Raw genomic sequence first — 17,740 nt, forward strand, 5'->3', positions numbered from 1 at the left:
GTGCCGACGCTCGCGCCGCCGCCTACACGACGAGCGCAGAGCGGTATCGAATCCGACAGCAGAGCGCGGACCCCCAAGCCGCCACCCACCCACGGGCGCACACGACACCGAACCCGGCGGCAGACCGCCGACGCTCACACCGCCAACCACCCACGGGCGCACACGACACCGAACCCGGCAGCAGAGTGCCGACGCTCAGGCCGCCGCCCACGCGGGCCGCAGAGTGTTCATCGGCGGACGATCGACCAGCGACACCTCGGTGCGGTGCGCGGTGAATTCGTCACCGATCAGCGGGAATTGGGTCAGCGCCGCGCCGGAGTCCTGGACGCCGCTGCGGCCGAGCACCGTGCCGAGGATCTGGCGGCTCATCACTCCCAGATCGGCCAGCGGCCGGTTCCGATGCGTGCGAACGCCCAGGTTGACCTGGCCGATCGCGGACATCCCGAGCCGGTCGTAGGTGTCGAGCAGCAACCCGATCTCCACGCCGTAGCCGGGCGCGAACGGCACCGAGGTGAGCAATTCCCTGGTGCCCGCGTACTCCCCGCCCAGCGGCTGCAAGACCTGCGACAGCTCCGGCCGCAGTGCCGCGAGCAGCGGGCGCGCGACCAGCTCGGTGACCCGTCCGCCGCCGTGCGCGTCCACCGCGCCGCCTTGCCGCAGCGGCCTGCGGTAGTAGGCCTTGGCCAGGTGCATATCGTCGACCGTCAGCAGCGGGCCGAGCAGTTTCGGCACGAAGGCCGGGTCGGGGTCGATCAGATCGGAGTCGACGAAGGCGATGAGGTCGCCGCTGGTCACCGCCAGCGAGCGCCACAGCACCTCGCCCTTGCCGGGAAGCGGCTCCAGCTCGGGCACCGCCTGCTCCCGGCTGATCACCTCCGCGCCCGCCGCGCGAGCCCGCTCGGCGGTAGCGTCGGTCGAACCGGAATCGAGCACGATCAGCTCGTCGACCAGCGTGCCGAGCAGCGGCCGGATGCTGGCCACCACGTCGGCCACGGTCCGCTCTTCGTTCAGCGCGGGCAGCACCACCGACACGGTGCGTCCGGCTTTGGCGGTGACGAGCTCGTCCACCGTCCAGTTCGGGGTGTCCCAGGTATTGGTGGTTGCCCAGGCGGGCTCGAAGGATTGGAATGTCATACCAGACCTCGCAAGGTTCGTGCGGGGGGCCGGATGCCCTGGATCGCGGCGATCATGTCCACGACCCGCCGGGTCGCGGCGACTTCGTGGACACGAAAGACTCGGGCGCCGGCCGCCGCCGACCATGCTGTTGCCGCCAACGTGCCCTCCAGCCGCTCGGACAGACCGACACCTAAAGTCTCCCCGATGAAATCCTTGTTGCTCAGCGCCATCAAGACTGGCCATCCGGTATTTACAAGAACGTCGATTCCGCGCAACAGTTCGAGCCCGTGGTAGGTGTTCTTGCCGAAGTCGTGGGTCGGATCGATCAGGATCGAATCCTCGCGCACGCCCGCCGCACGCGCGTTCTCGGCGGCGCGCACCACCGTCTCGGTGACCTCACGCACCACATCGCTGTAACGGACCCGATGCGGCCTGGTGCGCGGCACCGCACCGCCGGTATGACTGCACACCACGCCCGCACCCTGGGCCGCGGCCACCGCGACCAGTTCCGGATCGGCCCCCGCCCAGGTGTCGTTGATCAGATCCGCGCCCTCGCGCAGCGCGGCCAGCGCCACCTCGGCGCGCCAGGTATCGACGCTGATCAATAGCTCGGGGAATTGCGCGCGGATTGCCGCGACGAACGGCACCACCCTGCGCGTCTCCTCGGCCGCGTCGACCAGATCGCCGGGCCCCGCCTTCACACCGCCGATGTCGACCAGGTCGGCGCCCTCGTCCACCGCGCGGGCGACGGCGTCCATCGCCGCCGCGTCGGTGAAGGTGGCGCCGCGGTCGTAGAACGAGTCCGGCGTGCGATTCACGATCGCCATCACCAGCGCCCGATCCGTCGCCACCAACCGCCCGCACAGCGTGGGAAACCGCGCCGGAATCGAGCTCGACATATCGCTCCCCCGCCTCTCCGCGAATTCAGGCCGTACCAGTCGGGAGCCAGGGGATTCGGTGGCTCCTGGCGCCACTCCTGATCTGCAGACCGTACCAGCCGAGTAACGCGGGATTTGCGTTCAGGTCGCCCGGTGGAGGCTCCCCCGCCTCGAGCGGAAACCTGGTGGCTGAGCGGTCAGTTCTTCGGGGCGCGTCCTGCGGCGACGTCGGCGGGGTAATCGTCGTAGACGGGGATGTAGCCCTCGGTGCGTCCGGCGAGAACGTACAGGGCGCTGTCCGGATTCGGGGTGTAGCCCTGCTTGCGGAGTTCGACCTTGCGGCTTTTGAACGTGGAGGTGTGCTCCAGTTCGGGGACGACGCGCACGAACAGGGGCACGGCATATCCGGGGAGCTGATCGTAGGCCAGTTTCGCCAGCGCGGCGGGATCGAGCTCCGCGCCGGGGTGCAGCGTGACGGCGGCCATGCCTGCCTTGCCGTCGGTTCCGGGGATGTCCACGCCGTAGACCACGGCTTGGGCGATCGGCTCCGCCCTGCTCAGCGCGCGCTCCACCTCCGTGGTCGCCACGTTCTCGCCCTTCCAGCGGAACGTGTCGCCGAGCCGGTCCACGAACGCGATGTGATGCCAGCCCTGATCGCGCACCAGATCGCCGGTGTCGAACCAGATGTCGCCGGGCTCGAAGCCGTCGCGCACGAGTTTGGCCTCGGAGGCGGCCTTGTCGGTGTAACCGTCGAACGGGACGCGGTCGGTCACTTTGGCCAGCAGCAGGCCGACGCCGCCGGTGCCCACCCGGCGCAGCCGTCCGTTGTGGTCCCGCTTGGGCTTTCCGATGTCGTCGTCGTACTCCACCACGGCATACGGCAGTGGGCAGAACCCCGCGGTGCGGTCGACGCCGAAGGCGTTGGCGAACCCGATATTCGCCTCGCTGGCACCGTAGAACTCCACGATCCGCTCGATGCCGAAGCGGGATTCGAACTCGTCCCACAGTTCTGGGCGTAGTCCGTTGCCGACGACGAGCCGGACCAAGTGCTGCCGATCGGTCGGTTTGGCAGGCTGATTGAGCAGGTAGCGGCACAACTCGCCGATGTAGATGAAGGCCGTCGCCTGTTCACGAATGACCTCGTCCCAGAACCGCGACGCGGAGAATCCCCGCCCGAGGGCCAAGGCGCCGCCGGAGGCGAGCACCGCCGACAACGCGACGGTGACCGCGTTGTTGTGATAGAGCGGCAGGCAGCAGTACAGGGTGTCGTCGCCGCGCAGGCGAATGCCGAGACCGCCCAGCCCGGCCATGCACTTGGCCCACCGCAGATGGGTCATCACGCTGGCCTTCGGCAGCCCTGTGGTGCCGGAGGTGAAGATGAGGAACGCACGCTCGCGTGCGGTGACCTCGCCGCAACTGGGCGGGTCGGCGTCGTCGGCGCTCTCGGCCGCCCGCTGGAGTTCGTCGGCCGCCAAGAGGTTGTCGAGTGGCTCGGGCAGCGAGTTGATCGCCTCCGCGCATTCGGCGCCGACCACGGTCAGCACGCTGCCGAGCAAGCCGAAGCTGTGGGCGAGCACCCGGTCGCGCTGGTGGTGGTTGAGCAGGCCGACGGTGGCGCCGAGTTTCACCGTGGCCAGCACGACGAACAGGGTCTCCGGCCGGTTGGTCATCAGCACGCCGACCACGTCGCCGCGCCGCACACCGCGCGCCGCCAGCACGCTCGCATAGCGGTTCACCTGCGCGTTCGCCTCGCCGTAGGTGTACGTCGCGCCCTCGAACCGCAGGAACGGACGATCCGGATGACGATGGGCGCGGCGCTGGAAGTACAGCCCGATCGAGGCCTTGGACTCCGGCTGCACCAGGATCTCGCGCGCGTTGCGCAGCATTCCCGGCACGTCCAGTGCGATGGCGGGCAGATTGCGGATGATATCGGCCAGGCTCACCGTCGAGCGTGCGTTGCTGCTCACGTCTTCAGTTCTCCTCGTCAAGCGGTACGCGGCGCCTCCAGTGCCGCGAACGCGGACGGGAGATCGGTCACCACGGTAATCCGGGACAACGCTGTCTGGGGCACGAACTTTCGGTCGTACAACTCATCCAGCCAGGAGAACAAACCGCGGAAGAATCCATTGGGATTCAGCACAACAACCGGCTTCTCGTGCTGTCCCAGATAGCCGCCGGTCCAGGTCTCGAAGAACTCCTCCAGCGTGCCGATGCCGCCGGGCAGGGTGAGGAAGGCGTCGGCGCGGTCCTCCATCACCTGCTTGCGCTGGCGCATCGTGTCGGTGACCACGAGTTCGTCGGCGTCGACGTCCGCGACCTCGCGGTGCACCAAGTGCTTCGGGATGACGCCGATGGTCTTCGCGCCACCGGCGCGTGCCGCGGTGGCCACCGCGCCCATCATCGAGACGTGACCGCCGCCGGACACCAATTGCCAGCCCCGCCGGGCGATTTCGGTGCCCACCCGCGCGGCCAGCGAGAGGTGGTCGGGGTCGGTGGTGCTCGCCGAGCAATAGACGCACACGGCGAAGGGCTCGTCGTTCACCACTCGTCCTCCGTACCGATCGCGTCGTCGGCGCCGCCCGCTTCCACGTTGGCCTGGATGATGCTCACGAGTTCCTCGACGCTGTCGGTCACGTGCAGCAGGCCGAGGTCACCGGGCGAGATCTTGCCGGAGCCGCCGAGCGAATCCCGCAGCCAGTCGACCAGCCCGGCCCAGTACCTGCTGCCGAACAGGATGATCGGGAAACGGGTGATCTTGCGGGTCTGCACCAGGGTCAGCGCCTCGAACAGTTCGTCGAGGGTGCCGAAACCGCCGGGCAGGCAGATGAACGCCTGGGAGTACTTCACGAACATCGTCTTGCGGACGAAGAAGTAGCGGAAGTTGATGCCCAGATCCACCCACTCGTTGAGGCTCTGCTCGAACGGCAACTCGATGCCCAGGCCGATGGAGTACCCGCCCGCCTCGCAGGCGCCGCGGTTGGCCGCCTCCATCGCGCCGGGCCCGCCGCCGGTGATCACCGCGAAACCGGCCCTGGCCAGCGCGGCGCCGATCGCCAGGCCCGCCTGGTACTCGGGATGGTCGACGGGCGTGCGCGCGGAACCGAAGACGGTCACCGCGCGGGGCACCTCCGCGAGCGCGCCGAATCCCTCGACGAACTCGGCTTGAATGCGCAGCACGCGCCAGGGGTCGGTGTGCACCCAGTCCGTGTCGCCGCGCTGGTCCAGCAGATTCCGGTCAGCGGTGGAGATGCCGTCCTTGCGGTCGCGGCGAAACATGATCGGCCCCCGGAACTTCGCTGTCGACTTCGGCTTGGTGGTGACCTCACGGTCGGCGGCGTCGGTGGACATGCGTTCCACGCTACCGTCCGGAAACGATCACACACTGGCTGGACGTGAGAAGTCGTCCGGCGTTCAGCCCGGCGCAGCGCCGGTGAGACGCAACCGCAATCTGCGCCATCGGCTAGCGGCTGTGACAGGGATCGTGCTGGCAGCATGCTGTTCGGCCCAACCGACCGCGCTTCGTCCGGGGCCGACGCGATGATCCCTCCGGCCCGGGACGTGAGCGTGTTGCGACACCGGCCGGTCGCGCGTCAGGTCTCTCAGCCCGCGGTGCCGGTCAGGTAGTGGCGCAACATGGCGGTGACGGCGGTGATCTGGTCCACCGGGACGTGCTCGTCGCGTTTGTGCGCGAGGTTGGGGTCGCCGGGACCGAAGTTGACGGCGGGGATGCCGCGGGCCGCGAACCGGGATACGTCGGTCCAGCCGTACTTGGCGCGCACGCCGCCACCACCGTGCCGCTGCACCGAGGCGATGAGGTCCTTGGCCGCCGGAGCGGTCAGTCCGGGCAGCGCGCCGGGTGCGGAGTCGGTCACGTCGAAGGAGAGCTCGAGTCCGTCGAACACCTCGCGCACGTGCTCGACCGCTTGGTCCACCGTGCGGTCGGGAGCGAAACGGAAGTTGACGTCCACCTCGGCGGCGTCGGGCACCACATTGCCCGCCACGCCGCCCGCGACGCGGACCGCGGACAGCCCCTCTCGATAGACGCAGCCGTCGATGTCGACTTCACGCGCCCGGTACTCGGCCAGCCGTTGCAGGATCGGAGCCAATCGGTGAATGGCGTTGTCGCCCAGCCACGCCCGCGCCGAATGCGCCCGCAGGCCCGAGGTGCCCAGCCGAACCCGCAGCGTGCCTTGGCAACCCGCTTCGATCCACCCGGCCGACGGTTCGCCCAGTACGGCGAGGTCGCCGGTGAGCCAGTCGGGCAGGTCACGTTCGATGTGGCCGAGTCCGTTGAACTCCGCGGCGATCTCCTCGCCGTCGTAGAAGATCAAGGTCAGATCGTGCACCGGATCGGCGACCGTCGCGGCCAGGTGCAGGAACACCGCGTCACCGGATTTCATGTCCACCGTGCCGCACCCGTAGAGCACCTGCTCGCCGCCCGGGTTCATGGCGAAGCGGCTGGGCACGTTGTCCGCGATCGGCACGGTGTCCAGGTGCCCGGCCAGGATCACCCGGGTCGGCAGCCCGCGATCGGTGCGCGCCAGCACCACGTTCCCGTGCCGCAGCACCTCGAATCCCACCGTCTGCTCCCGCAGCGCCCGCTCCACCACGTCGGCGATGGGCGCCTCACCCAGCGAAACGCTCGGTATGTCGACGAGCGCGGCGGTCAACGTGATCGGGTCGGCATGCAGGTCGATGGTCACGCCCTTCACCCTACGGCGGTCGACCAGCCGTGCCCGCGCACCACGTCTCCAGACGGGATTGCGGTGTATCACTCGTTCGGCTGGCTCCCTCGGGTGCTCGAGCGCCGGAGCTTCGTCAGCGCCTTGTGCCACCGGGCGCGCTGCCAGGGCGGTTGCCGATTCGGCGGGCTGTCCCCCGCCGAATCGACGCCACCGGATCTCACCCGACGCGGACGATGCTCTTACCGCGGGTCGCTCCGTCGGCCAGGTTCGCGATCGCGGTCTCGACGTCGGCCAGGGCGTATTCGGCGGTGACGTCGATGCGCACCGACCCGTCGGCAACCATCGCCATGGCGTGGGCGGCGCTGTCGGCCAAGCGCTCCGAGTGGGTCCGGCTGGCCAGGTTGCTGTTGTAGGTCAACAGCGACTGGCCCTGCATCAGCAGGTCGTTGGCCGACACGGTGACCGGTTCGAAGGTGGCGATGTTGCCGTAGACCACGACCCGGCCGTGCGGAGCCAGCCGCGCCAGATTCGCCAGGCGGGTGGGGCCGCCGATCGGATCCAGGATCACGTCGAACTTCTCGTCGCCGATGGCATCCGGGAACTGCTCCCGCACCAGCACCTCGTGGTAGCCGAAACGGCGGGCGTAGTCGACCTGACCGGCGTCGCCGACCACTCCGACAATCCGCTCCGCACCGGCGGCCGCGGCGAACTGAACGGCCAGCGAGCCGACGCCACCGGCGGCGGCATGGATCAGCACGCTGTCCCCACCCCGTACGTGAGCGACGGTGTTGATCAGGTCGTATGCGGTCGGCGCGATCCACCCGAACCCGGCGGCATCGCGCAGGCCGACGCCAGCGGCGTTGATCGCCAGCACCGCGGGCGCGGTCACCACTTCGGCGTAACCACCCCCGCCGATCAGCGCGGTGACCTGCTCACCGAGGCGCGCCTCGTCCACACCGGCACCGACCGCGACGATCGCACCGGCGGCCTCGAAACCCGGCACGAATGGGCGCGGGATCGGGAAGTGCCCCGCACGCACCAGCACGTCGCCGTACTGCACCCCCGCGTACGAGACCCGAATCGCGACCTCGCCCGGACCTGGCGCGGGTTCGGGCACGTCCGAGAGGCGGAACCGGTCGTCGGCGTCCAGAACAACAGCTTTCATCACATACAACCCTTTGTCTCGACTCAGTATCCTGATACAGGAACTCAACCATTATCAGATACCTGAGTCAACTTAGAGAGTTGTGATATGACGGACGTGCCTGTCGAGGAGTACGTATGCACCCGGATCCGTCGCGCCGAACAGGCGCTGATGGGCCATCACGAGAGCGTGCTGCGCGCCTACGGGCTGACCATGACCCAATACGCGGTGCTGCTGACCCTGTCGCGCGAGGACGACATGTCCGGCGCTCAACTGGCCCGCGCCTGCGGGGTCACCCAGCAGAGCATGGCCACCGTGCTGGCCGGGATGCAGAACAAGGGACTCATCGCCCGGAATCCGTCTCCCGTGCATGCCAAAGTCATGATCGCGACGCTCACCCCAGCGGGCCGTGATCTGCTCGATCGCGCCTACCAGCAAGTCATCGTGCTCGAACGCGCCCTCACCGACCGCTTCACCCCCGAGGAGCACAAGCTGTTCTGCGAATTCCTCGACCGCGCCACAGCCACTCTCATCGAGCAGACACCCACCTCCCATACCGGCTGATCGAAGCGTGCGCACCGGAGCAGCCGCACGCCCGTCCGACGCGGGTGGGTAACCTCTAGTGACGTGAGCATCCAGGGAGCAGCAGCAGTCGGCATCGCCAATGTGACCGCGGACGGGACCGTGCTGGACACGTGGTACCCGAACCCACAGCTGGGCGAGTTCTCCGAGACCGGCACCAAGCGACTGGACGAGGCGCCCGCCGAGTACGCGGCGCTGCTCGGCTTCGACGACGCCCGCGGGGTCGACGTGATCGCGGTGCACACCACGATCGCCGACCTGTCCGCCGCCCCGGTGGACGCGCACGACGTCTACCTGCGCCTGCACCTGCTGTCGCATCGCCTGGTCAAGCCGCACGGGGTGAACCTGGACGGCCAGTTCGGCCTGCTGACCAACGTGGTGTGGACCAACCACGGCCCCGCCGCGGTGGAGGGCTTCGAAGCCACCCGCGCCAAGCTGCGCGCCCGCGGCCCGGTCACGGTGTACAGCGTTGACAAGTTCCCGCGCATGGTCGATTACGTGCTGCCCTCCGGCGTGCGCGTCGGCGACGCCGACCGCGTCCGCCTCGGCGCGCACCTCGCCTCCGGCACCACCGTCATGCACGAGGGCTTCGTGAACTTCAACGCGGGCACCCTCGGCGCGTCCATGGTCGAGGGCCGCATCTCCGCGGGCGTCGTGGTCGGCGACGGCTCCGACATCGGCGGCGGCGCGTCCACCATGGGCACGCTGTCCGGCGGCGGCACCACCGTGATCTCCATCGGCGAACGCTCACTGCTCGGCGCGAACTCCGGCCTCGGCATCCCGCTCGGCAACGACTGCGTCGTGGAGGCGGGCCTCTACCTCACCGCGGGCACCAAGGTCGCCACCCCCGACGGCACCGTGGTCAAGGCCGCCGAACTGTCCGGCCGCGACAACCTCCTGTTCCGCCGCAACTCCACCACCGGCGCGGTCGAGGTGGTCCCCCGCAAGGGCACCGGCATCGAACTCAACGCCGACCTGCACGCGAACGACTGAGGGATCTCGGGGACGCCGGACGCTGCTGAGCTTTTCTTCAGGTCAGCAGCGTCGTCCGGCAACGGCTCCGGGCGTGATCGACTGCCCGCCTGCTGACGCGAATGCACTACGGCGTCGGGCAGTCCGCGAAGACCTCATCGAGACTGTTGGCGGTGACGGCCCGGTCTATCAGGTGTTGATCGGATCGAGATCGGTGCACTCGGCAATGCGACCGGCGGTGGCCTCCGACACCGTGAAGCCGCGCGTCCGCAGAACGCGCAACAGCGCCGCGGCCTCACCCCGGGAGTAGTAACGCCGGGCGAACTCGCTCTTGTATTCGCGGAGTTCGACATCGATGCTCACATGAGTTCCGATACGGTCGCCTAATCGCTGAAGACTTCGTCGAGGTCGCGGGCGGTCAAGGCACGGTCGAGCCAGGTTTCGATCTGGATCTGATCAGTGCACTCTCGGACCCGAGTCTCGGTCGGCTCGGGCACCGTGATGCCACGACTGCGCAAAACCCTGAGCAGCGCTTTGGCCTCACCAAGGACCTCGCCCTCCGCCTTGCCTTCGGAGTAGTAATGCCGAGCGAACTCGCTTCTGTACTTGTGCGTTCCGGTGGTCGGCATGAGGCTCTCCAAGAAGTGCCGGGCCGCCTTCGGGAGAACGGCCATTACCAGGTCAATGTACAGATCGCCGTTGGCCGCGTCGACCATGTTCTCGGGGAGAGTGTACCCATGCCCACAGACAGGAATCAGTGACGAGGCACGCTGGAGCGTCGACGAGTTGTATTGCGCTGTCTAGGATTTCGTGTCGGCGGCGCCGAGACGAACCGGCTGGATGGTCAGCTCGGCTGCCACCATCTCGATCTGGACCATGCGCCGGTCGAGCACCACGAAACAGCGCTATAGGTCAACCGACAACCGAGGGTGATCGAGCAGCGCTCGCCATGCGGCGGCCCATGGGAAGCGGTTGATGTAGTCGTTGCCTGCTTTCGGCTCGTGTGGTGAATCTTCGGTCAGCATGGTCACGCCCCACTCTGAGAGCTTGTGCACCGCATCCTGCACGGCGGGGAAGCTGAGCAGTGCTCGATTTGCGAAGGGCACTGCCACCACTGGTAGCCGTAGCCCAACGGCTTCGACCAGCAGGCCGAGCGGCAAGGTATCCGAGATACCTGCCGCCCATTTCGCGAGTGAGTTGGAGGTGATCGGCGCGACGATCATTCCGTCGGCTGGCGGCAGGACATCCGGGGCATCAGGTTTCTTGTACTCACTGCGCACCGGATGGCCGGTCCTCGCGGCAAGAGCATCGGCGTCGATGAACCGGAGGCCGTTCGGTGACGCGATCACACACACATCCCAACCGTCTGCGCTAGCCAGATCAACCAACTTGTCGACGTCTTGGGCGACGCGCGCCCCAGTCACGATCGCGTACAGGACGGGAGCTCCGTTCTCGTTCACGACCACATCGTCTCAACGCCGACCGCCTTGCGCCCACAGGAATGATCGCAAATCCGTTCCGACCGCTAGATATTCCCTTCTTTCGTGCGGACCTGACGCAGTTCCTCTGCCAGGGCATCGAGGGCGTCGTTGGTCTTCCATTTGGCGGACATCTCGCGGTGGAGCGCTCGAATGAATCTGGGCAGCCTGGATCCTGGCGTCGCAACGGCGACTCGGAGTGCGTCCGACGCTCGAGCGCATGCGGCTTCGGGTTCCCCGGCACCTGCGAGCGCGCATGCCAACTCCGCGACGTACCAGGTGGCCCACTCGGAGGTGAGTGTGTCGGGATCGAATCCCGCCAGGCCTCGGTTGAGCGATACGACGGCCTTGTCCCACTGCCGAGCCAGGCGATATGCCAAGCCGCGCTGCATTTCGATGAACGAGTCGGAGTAGAAGTATTGGGCATCGGGCTGCTCGCGGTCGCCTTGCGCTACGAGTTCGGCGGCCTGATCGAGTTTGGCTTCCATCGCGTCGAGATCACCCTCGATCGCATGTCCACGACCTTCCTGCTGAACGGCCAGCGCGAGGACGGTAGGGCTCAGTGCGTCGCCATCACGCTGTGCCGCTCGAGACAAGCCGATCATCGTGCCGACCTCGCCCGCCATCCATGCGACGTGACCCCGCATCGACAGCGCTGTGGAGATCATGTCCCGGTTGCCGCTCTCGGTAGCCAGTTCGAGCGCCGCGCGATAGTGCTGGACTGCGGCGGCATGGTATCCGAGACTGGCATGGAGCCATCCGGTGAACTGCTGCCATCCAGCGGCGACGTCGACCATATCGGCGCGCGCCGACTTCCGAGCCTCGACGGCTAGCGCTGACGCCACCCGAGTTTGCCGAACTGCCAGCGGCAGAACAAGTTTGGATCCGACTTGGTCCTCCAGCCGTCGAGTCTCCGACAGCAGCTTCGAAAGGTCCTTGACCAATCCGCGATCGATGTAGCGCCGCTCCGCCAAGGCAGCTGACTCATGCGAGCGCAACAAGTTCGAATGATCGACATCGGTGGACGCGACAACCAGACTCTCATAGATGACCGCGAGTGCCCCGTCGGATTCGAGGATGCGATCAAGCTTCCGAACGATATCCGCCGGGGGTTTGCGACGGCCGTTCTCGAAACGCGAGACCGCGCCTGGGTCGTAGCTGAGGCTGCGCGCCAGTTCTCTGACCGACAGACCCGCCTGCGTTCGAAGCCGTCGCAACTCAGCTCCGAACGCTTCCCAATTCTCCATCCAGCCCCCTCTCCAGACCGCCCTGAGCAGCGTTGCAGCATCGACGAATCATTTGGCAACGCCTTGGCCACAGTGCAACGCTAGCGCGAATTCCCTGGTCGCAGGACGCTTCTGGTAGCCCCGCCGCCGGGTTGATCCGAACTTTCACCGGTTTCCCCGGCGGCGGGTGCTCACCACTTGGAGCGACCAGGAAGCAGGGGTTCGGGATGGGCAGAAGACTTACTCACAGCGGTCACCGCAGGCCGTGGACGACTTCCGTCGAACTGCGGAAGGCGTAAAGGATGGGGTTCAACTGGTGGCGAGAAGCCGAGCCGGACGAGACATCGCCGCAGGCGATCATCGACCGTGTGCAGGCCGAGTGGCGAGCCGAGCGTCACCGTATCGAGGCCGGGGATGCGCGGCCCGCCGACGCCCGGCTGTGGCCGCAAGGTTGGCCGCATGAGGCGCCCGAGTATCCACTCAGCGTGCCCGAGGCGCACGCCACCATGCAGCGCCACCGGGAATGCCGCGTCCAAGACTGCCCACGCAAGGCAGCAGCACGGCAAACGCTGATCGAGGCGGGCCGCATGAAACCGGACACGTCACGGGATTACTGAGTTGATGCGGTAACCGTCGGCACGGCACAGGTTCTCCCGCGATCTCACCGCGGAATACGCGCTAGATGTAAGAACCTAACGGCAGGTTGAACAAATCACGTTTCATAGTCCCTCGCGTGAGCCCTCACGCTATCTTCTGCCCTGCTCGCAGTGCAGCGAGCAGATCGGAGTTCAATTCATGCACATCACCTCGATCACGCGCCGCATCGGGATGGCCGCGATCACCCTCGTCGCAACGGCTACCGCTTCACTCGGCATCGCCACGCCGCAGGCGGCTGCGGCGCCGGCGCGGGATCCGATCCTTTTCGTCCACGGATGGCAGGGATCGGCGTCGGACTGGAATTACATGTGGGGCCGATTCCTGGACGCGGGGTACTCCGCGGACGAGATGGCACGATTCAGCTACGACAGCACCCAGTCGAACAAGGACATCGCGCTGGAGGTGAAAGCGCAGGTCGATGCGCTGCGCGCGAAAACCGGTGCGGCCAAAGTCGACATCGTCACCCACTCGATGGGCGGCCTCAACAGTCGCTGGTACCTGAAGAAGCTCAACGGCCTCGATTTCGTCGACGACTGGGTCTCCATCGCCGGCCCCAATCACGGCACCGACACCGCCAACGGATGCCTCGACGCCTCCTGCGTGGAGATGCGGGCCGGCTCAGCCTTCCTGACCGAACTCAACAGCACCGACGAAACCCCCGGCCGGGTCAACTACGGCACCTGGTGGTCACCGTGCGACGAGATCATCAACCCCGATCAGAGCACCATTCTCAGTGGCGCCACCAACACCCAGACGGCGTGCATCGGCCACATCGCGCTGCTGTCGTCGTCGACGGTTTTCGAGGGCGTGCGCGACTTCGTGAAGTAGTCGGCTGAGCCCCAGCCCGGCCCCGTCTCGCATCCGCGAGGCGGGGCCGAATCCTTGGTCCGTGGATGGCCGCGACATCGGGAGCGCAAAGCCGGGCTTGGTGTTGTCGGCGTCGTCGCCAGCGTGAGCAGGCCCAGGGGGTTTGGCGGCCAGAGCCGAACGGTGCGCTTCCACCGCTACGAGCTGTCGCGGCGAAGCCGAGGCGGCATGTCCCACTGTGGCGTGTGGCCCGGTGGGCCGGGGTCGGCCGGGATGGCGTCGACGCTTTTGCCGCGCGCGAGCGCGACCGTCGCGAGAATTACCGTCGCGAGCGCGGCCGCCAGCACCGCGACCAACTCGATGTTCACGTCCAGGTATTCGCCGAGCGCCAGGAATCCGAGGGTGGCGACCACCACCGGTTCGACGACCGTCGCCGCCGGGAACGACGCGTGCAGGCTTCCGGCCCGATACGAGTACTGCTGCACCACCGTGGCGGCCAGGCCGACGACGACCAGCGCGTATGCCTCGGCCGAAACGAGCACCGCGTTCGCGCCCCGGCTCGCGGTTGCCATCACGCCCTTGACGAGCACGGCGGCGAGCCCGAACAGCGCACCGGAGATCAGGCCCAGCAGTACCGCCCGCCGTGGCCCCGGCCACGCACGGGCACCGAGCAGCGCGGCGGTGAACAAGGGAGCGGCGACGATCACTACGATTACCCAGTGCAACGTCTCGGCGTGCGGCCGACCGGGCCGGGGATCGCCGACCACCACCAGAATCGCGATCCCAGCGGTCAGCGCCAGCGCCCATACCCACTCGCCAGCCGATACCGAGCGCCCGTTGAGCCATGCGCCGAGCGGCAGCACGAACAGCAGCGACAGCACCAGCAGGGGCTGCACGAGCATCAGCGCGCCCCTGCCCAAGGCGGCCGCCTGGAAGGCGAATCCACCGACGCCCACGAGCGTCCCCAGCCACCAATCGGAGGACCGGAGCAGGCCACCCATGGCCGTGACCGAGTCAGGCATGTCGACTGTTCGTGCGGCGGCACGCTGGCGGATCGCCGCCCCGAGCGCTATACACACGGCCGCGCTGAGGGCGAAAACGATGGCGACCTGTGAGGACGACACGCCGGTAGCCTACTCCGGGGCCGCGCCGTGCCGCGGTGCTCCGCACTCCACCGAGAAGCCTTGCGGGTGCCGCATTCCGGTGTGCGCTCGACATGGCGAAATCGGCGATCGGCAGGGCTGGAGCGCTGGTGCCGCCCGTAATCGTCCGCAGTGCAGGGGATGCCATCGACGTGTGCGAAGGTTGCGGCAACGCGTGCCGTGTGTACGGCAGATAACAGTGGTTCTACCGCCGCTCAGGAAGCGAAAGCCGGTCTATATCGACATCCCCGCTCTCGGCCTGGAGTAACAGAATTCGCGCGATGGAAGCAATTTGGGAAACACTAAACCTCGACCTTGCGTCTACCTACGATAGCTGTGCGATCGGGCGCGGATCGCGAATTCACCGTGAATTTTCTTCGCCCGACGTGATCAGGTGGCCGTTCGGCGGATTCGCCGCCCATTCGCCGGGCCGGATGTGGCTACCCAGCCGTTCTCCGGATCTATTTATGCTGCTCAACGGGGGATTGGAGAGGCGCGACGCGGGAGGAAAGCGGACACCGCGACGGGCTGGCGAGCGGCCGACTATTGCGGCGACAGTGCGGCACAGTCGTATACTCGCGCTATGTCGGATGAACCGTCTTCCACGGAATTTCCCGACGCACCGGTACTCGTGGTGCAGACGCGAGAACGCGTCTATCGCCTACGCGCTGGAGGCGCATACAATATCGGCCGGGATCCAGCAGCCGACATTGTCGTGAATGATCCCCGCGTATCTTCCGTGCACGCCGTCCTCGAGCGGAGTTCCGGCGGTTGGGAAATCGAGGACGCCGACAGCCTCAACGGGACCTTTTTCGAGGGTCACCGGGTCGGGCGGATGGTGATCGATCACGACGAGACGTTCCAGCTCGGTCACGCCGTGGACGGTGAACAATTGGCCTGCTCGCTGGAGGCACCACCCGGCCACGACTCCGATGGCGAGATCGGCGGAGACACGATGGTCGTCCCCGATCCCGGCTACGACCTCGACGATGAAGCAACGGTCACCAAATTCGAACCGGGCCTGCCCCGGCGGGTTTCGCGAGCGTCCTCGACGGCGGCACACCCCGGCGCGGTCGTCCGGATCACATCGGGCACGCTCCGGATCGGGCGTGCCGCCGACAACGACATCGTCGTACCCGACCTCATGGTCTCCCGCCATCACGCCGAGCTGCGGGTGACCGACGCGGGCCGGTACCGGATCGTCGACCTCGACAGCCACAACGGCACCTACGTCAACGGCTCCCGGGTCGACTCCGTCGAGCTCTCCGACTCCGATCTGATCGGCATGGGGCACACCACCTTCCGACTGGTCGGCGACGAACTGCGCGAGTCCGTCGACACCGGCGACGTGTCGGTCTCGGTGCAGAACCTCACCGTGCGGACACCTGAGGGCAAGGTGCTCCTCGACGAGGTGAGCTTCCCCATCCCGGAGCGCTCGCTCGTCGGGGTCATCGGGCCGAGTGGTGCGGGCAAATCGACGCTGCTCGGCGCGGTCACCGGGTTGCGGCCCGCGACGGAGGGGACGGTCCGCTACGACGGACGCGACCTGTACACCGATTACGACGAGCTCAGGCACCGGATCGGGCTGGTCCCGCAGGAAGACATCCTGCACAGCCAGCTTCCGACGCGGCGGGCACTGCTCTACGCGGCCGAACTGCGGTTCCCCGGTGACACGCACAGCGAGGAGCGCGAGCAGCGGGTCGACGAGGTCCTAGAGGAACTCGGTTTGGCCCGGCACGCCGATACCCGCATCGATAGGCTTTCGGGCGGGCAGCGCAAACGCGTGAGCGTCGCGCTGGAGTTGCTCACCAAGCCGTCGCTGTTGTTCCTCGATGAACCGACCTCCGGCCTCGATCCGGGCCTGGACAAAACGGTCATGGAGATGCTGTCCGAGCTGGCGCATGACGGGCGGACCGTCATCGTCGTCACGCACAGCGTCGCGAATCTCGATGCCTGTGACCGCTTGCTGGTTCTGGTGCCCGGCGGGCGGCTGGCCTATTACGGGCCGCCCGCGGAGGGATTACGGCAGTTCGGGCAGCGCAGCTGGGCCGAGGTGTTCCAGGCGTTCGACCGCGAGGACGAGCGCGACTGGGCCGGTGAATTCCGCGCTTCGCCACGCTTCCAGCAGCACGTGGCGACCGGACTGACCGACGACGTCGGCCCAGCGGAAGTGCAGACCCCACCGGCGCCGCCGCCCGCGCCGCAATCCAAGTTCAGCCAGCTCAGCACACTGTGCCGACGATATCTGGCGGTCATCGCCTCGGACCGAAGCTATCTGGCGCTGCTCGGCGTGATGCCGCTGCTTCTCGGTGGCTTGATCGCCGCGATACCTTCGGGCGAGGGTTTCACCGGGGCGCCAGGGACCAACACCGATGCCCCGACCAAGCTCATGATCCTGATATTCGCCGCCTGCTTCGTCGGCACCGGCAACTCGATTCGCGAGATCGTCAAAGAGCAGACGATCTACCGCAGAGAACGCGCGGCGGGCTTGTCGTCGGGGGTCTACTTGATGTCCAAACTCCTGGTCTTGGGCGTGATCACCATCCTTCAGTCGGTGGTGCTGTTCTTCATCGGCACCATCGGCGAGAGTATGCCTGCCAAAGGGATATTCACGTCGGTCGAACTAGAGCTGATCCTGGCGATGGCGATGCTCGGCATCGCGTCGCTGGCGCTGGGCTTGCTGGTGTCGGTGTCGGTGAACACCTCGGAGAAGACGCTGCCACTGCTGATCGTGCTGTCGATGGCGCAACTGGTGCTCACCGGCGGTCTGGTGCGGCTGCCCGGCACTCCCGTTCTGGAACAACTGTCCTACCTGTCGCCGTCCCGTTGGGGCTACGGCGCAGGAGCCGCCACGCTCGATCTCGACACACTCTCACCGCACACGGGCGCACCGGACCCACTGTGGAAACACACTCTGGGCACGTGGCTGCTGGACATGGGAGTCACGGCGGGTCTAGGGGTCGTCTTCCTCGCGCTGGCCTGGTACCGCCTGTATCAGCTGCGGCCGCGGCGCCGCGGCGCCCGCCAGGCGCGGCTGTGACGCCGCGACGACG

17 protein-coding genes and 1 pseudogene are annotated in these 17,740 nt (G+C 67.2%); 6 read left to right on the plus strand and 12 right to left on the minus strand.

What is annotated here, in order from left to right; translation table 11 throughout:
- Positions 1–195: 195 nt before the first annotated feature.
- The 7 genes from ON34_RS21670 to ON34_RS21700 form a co-directional block, all read right to left on the minus strand.
- Complete coding sequence (locus ON34_RS21670; protein ID WP_040782265.1) at positions 196–1,134, minus strand: glucosyl-3-phosphoglycerate synthase; 939 nt, start codon at positions 1,132–1,134, stop codon at positions 196–198.
- Positions 1,131–2,015, minus strand: a complete 885-nt coding sequence (folP, locus tag ON34_RS21675; RefSeq protein ID WP_040782267.1) for a dihydropteroate synthase — start codon at positions 2,013–2,015, stop codon at positions 1,131–1,133. The genes ON34_RS21670 and folP overlap by 4 nt, the downstream gene beginning before the upstream one ends.
- Before the next feature lie 176 nt (positions 2,016–2,191).
- Complete coding sequence (locus tag ON34_RS21680; protein ID WP_040782268.1) at positions 2,192–3,961, minus strand: long-chain-acyl-CoA synthetase; 1,770 nt, start codon at positions 3,959–3,961, stop codon at positions 2,192–2,194.
- Positions 3,962–3,978: 17 nt separating this feature from the next.
- On the minus strand, positions 3,979–4,536 hold the full coding sequence (locus ON34_RS21685; protein WP_040782391.1) for an LOG family protein: 558 nt from the start codon (positions 4,534–4,536) through the stop codon (positions 3,979–3,981).
- Positions 4,533–5,342, minus strand: a complete 810-nt coding sequence (locus ON34_RS21690; protein ID WP_040782394.1) for an LOG family protein — start codon at positions 5,340–5,342, stop codon at positions 4,533–4,535. The genes ON34_RS21685 and ON34_RS21690 overlap by 4 nt, the downstream gene beginning before the upstream one ends.
- 251 nt (positions 5,343–5,593) lie before the next feature.
- Complete coding sequence (gene dapE / locus ON34_RS21695; RefSeq protein ID WP_040782399.1) at positions 5,594–6,697, minus strand: succinyl-diaminopimelate desuccinylase; 1,104 nt, start codon at positions 6,695–6,697, stop codon at positions 5,594–5,596.
- Between the two features lie 199 nt (positions 6,698–6,896).
- On the minus strand, positions 6,897–7,844 hold the full coding sequence (locus ON34_RS21700; RefSeq protein WP_040782270.1) for a quinone oxidoreductase family protein: 948 nt from the start codon (positions 7,842–7,844) through the stop codon (positions 6,897–6,899).
- 87 nt (positions 7,845–7,931) lie between these two features.
- Between ON34_RS21700 and ON34_RS21705 the strand changes: the two genes are divergently transcribed.
- Positions 7,932–8,387, plus strand: coding sequence for a MarR family winged helix-turn-helix transcriptional regulator (locus ON34_RS21705; RefSeq protein WP_040782272.1), 456 nt, complete (start codon positions 7,932–7,934; stop codon positions 8,385–8,387).
- Positions 8,388–8,450: 63 nt separating this feature from the next.
- Entirely contained in the window at positions 8,451–9,398 is a 948-nt protein-coding gene (gene dapD, locus ON34_RS21710; RefSeq protein WP_040782274.1) for a 2,3,4,5-tetrahydropyridine-2,6-dicarboxylate N-succinyltransferase, read from the plus strand.
- Positions 9,399–9,566: 168 nt separating this feature from the next.
- Here dapD and ON34_RS36215 read toward each other — a convergent pair whose 3' ends face one another.
- The 4 genes from ON34_RS36215 to ON34_RS21725 form a co-directional block, all read right to left on the minus strand.
- Positions 9,567–9,740 carry a hypothetical protein gene (locus tag ON34_RS36215; protein ID WP_157172371.1) on the minus strand — a complete coding sequence of 58 codons (174 nt, stop codon included), beginning with the start codon at positions 9,738–9,740 and terminating at the stop codon, positions 9,567–9,569.
- Between the two features lie 20 nt (positions 9,741–9,760).
- Positions 9,761–10,093: a hypothetical protein gene (locus ON34_RS21715; RefSeq protein WP_051022951.1), complete on the minus strand. Its 333-nt coding sequence runs from the start codon at positions 10,091–10,093 to the stop codon at positions 9,761–9,763.
- A gap of 189 nt (positions 10,094–10,282) precedes the next feature.
- Positions 10,283–10,837: a flavoprotein gene (locus tag ON34_RS21720; RefSeq protein WP_040782404.1), complete on the minus strand. Its 555-nt coding sequence runs from the start codon at positions 10,835–10,837 to the stop codon at positions 10,283–10,285.
- 65 nt (positions 10,838–10,902) lie between these two features.
- On the minus strand, positions 10,903–12,102 hold the full coding sequence (locus ON34_RS21725) for a helix-turn-helix transcriptional regulator (RefSeq protein ID WP_051022952.1): 1,200 nt from the start codon (positions 12,100–12,102) through the stop codon (positions 10,903–10,905).
- A 281-nt stretch (positions 12,103–12,383) separates the two neighbouring features.
- On the opposite strand from ON34_RS21725, the gene ON34_RS21730 reads away from it, so the two are divergent.
- Both ON34_RS21730 and ON34_RS21735 read left to right on the plus strand, forming a co-directional pair.
- Positions 12,384–12,698, plus strand: coding sequence for a hypothetical protein (locus ON34_RS21730; RefSeq protein WP_040782276.1), 315 nt, complete (start codon positions 12,384–12,386; stop codon positions 12,696–12,698).
- A gap of 178 nt (positions 12,699–12,876) precedes the next feature.
- The gene (locus tag ON34_RS21735) at positions 12,877–13,566 is read left to right on the plus strand and encodes an esterase/lipase family protein (protein WP_040782277.1); all 690 of its coding nucleotides are present in this window, start codon (positions 12,877–12,879) and stop codon (positions 13,564–13,566) included.
- A 176-nt stretch (positions 13,567–13,742) separates the two neighbouring features.
- Here ON34_RS21735 and ON34_RS21740 read toward each other — a convergent pair whose 3' ends face one another.
- Positions 13,743–14,669 (minus strand): DMT family transporter, encoded by a 927-nt coding sequence (locus ON34_RS21740; protein ID WP_063821721.1) that lies wholly within the window; start codon positions 14,667–14,669, stop codon positions 13,743–13,745.
- A 601-nt stretch (positions 14,670–15,270) separates the two neighbouring features.
- On the opposite strand from ON34_RS21740, the pseudogene ON34_RS38585 reads away from it, so the two are divergent.
- A pseudogene (locus ON34_RS38585) lies at positions 15,271–15,504 on the plus strand (FHA domain-containing protein); the annotation flags it as partial.
- Positions 15,505–15,522: 18 nt separating this feature from the next.
- Positions 15,523–17,727: an ATP-binding cassette domain-containing protein gene (locus ON34_RS21745; RefSeq protein WP_245548129.1), complete on the plus strand. Its 2,205-nt coding sequence runs from the start codon at positions 15,523–15,525 to the stop codon at positions 17,725–17,727.
- The last annotated feature ends 13 nt before the right edge of the window (positions 17,728–17,740 follow it).

It is taken from the genome of Nocardia pneumoniae NBRC 100136, assembly GCF_000308755.1.
GTDB lineage: Bacteria > Actinomycetota > Actinomycetes > Mycobacteriales > Mycobacteriaceae > Nocardia > Nocardia pneumoniae.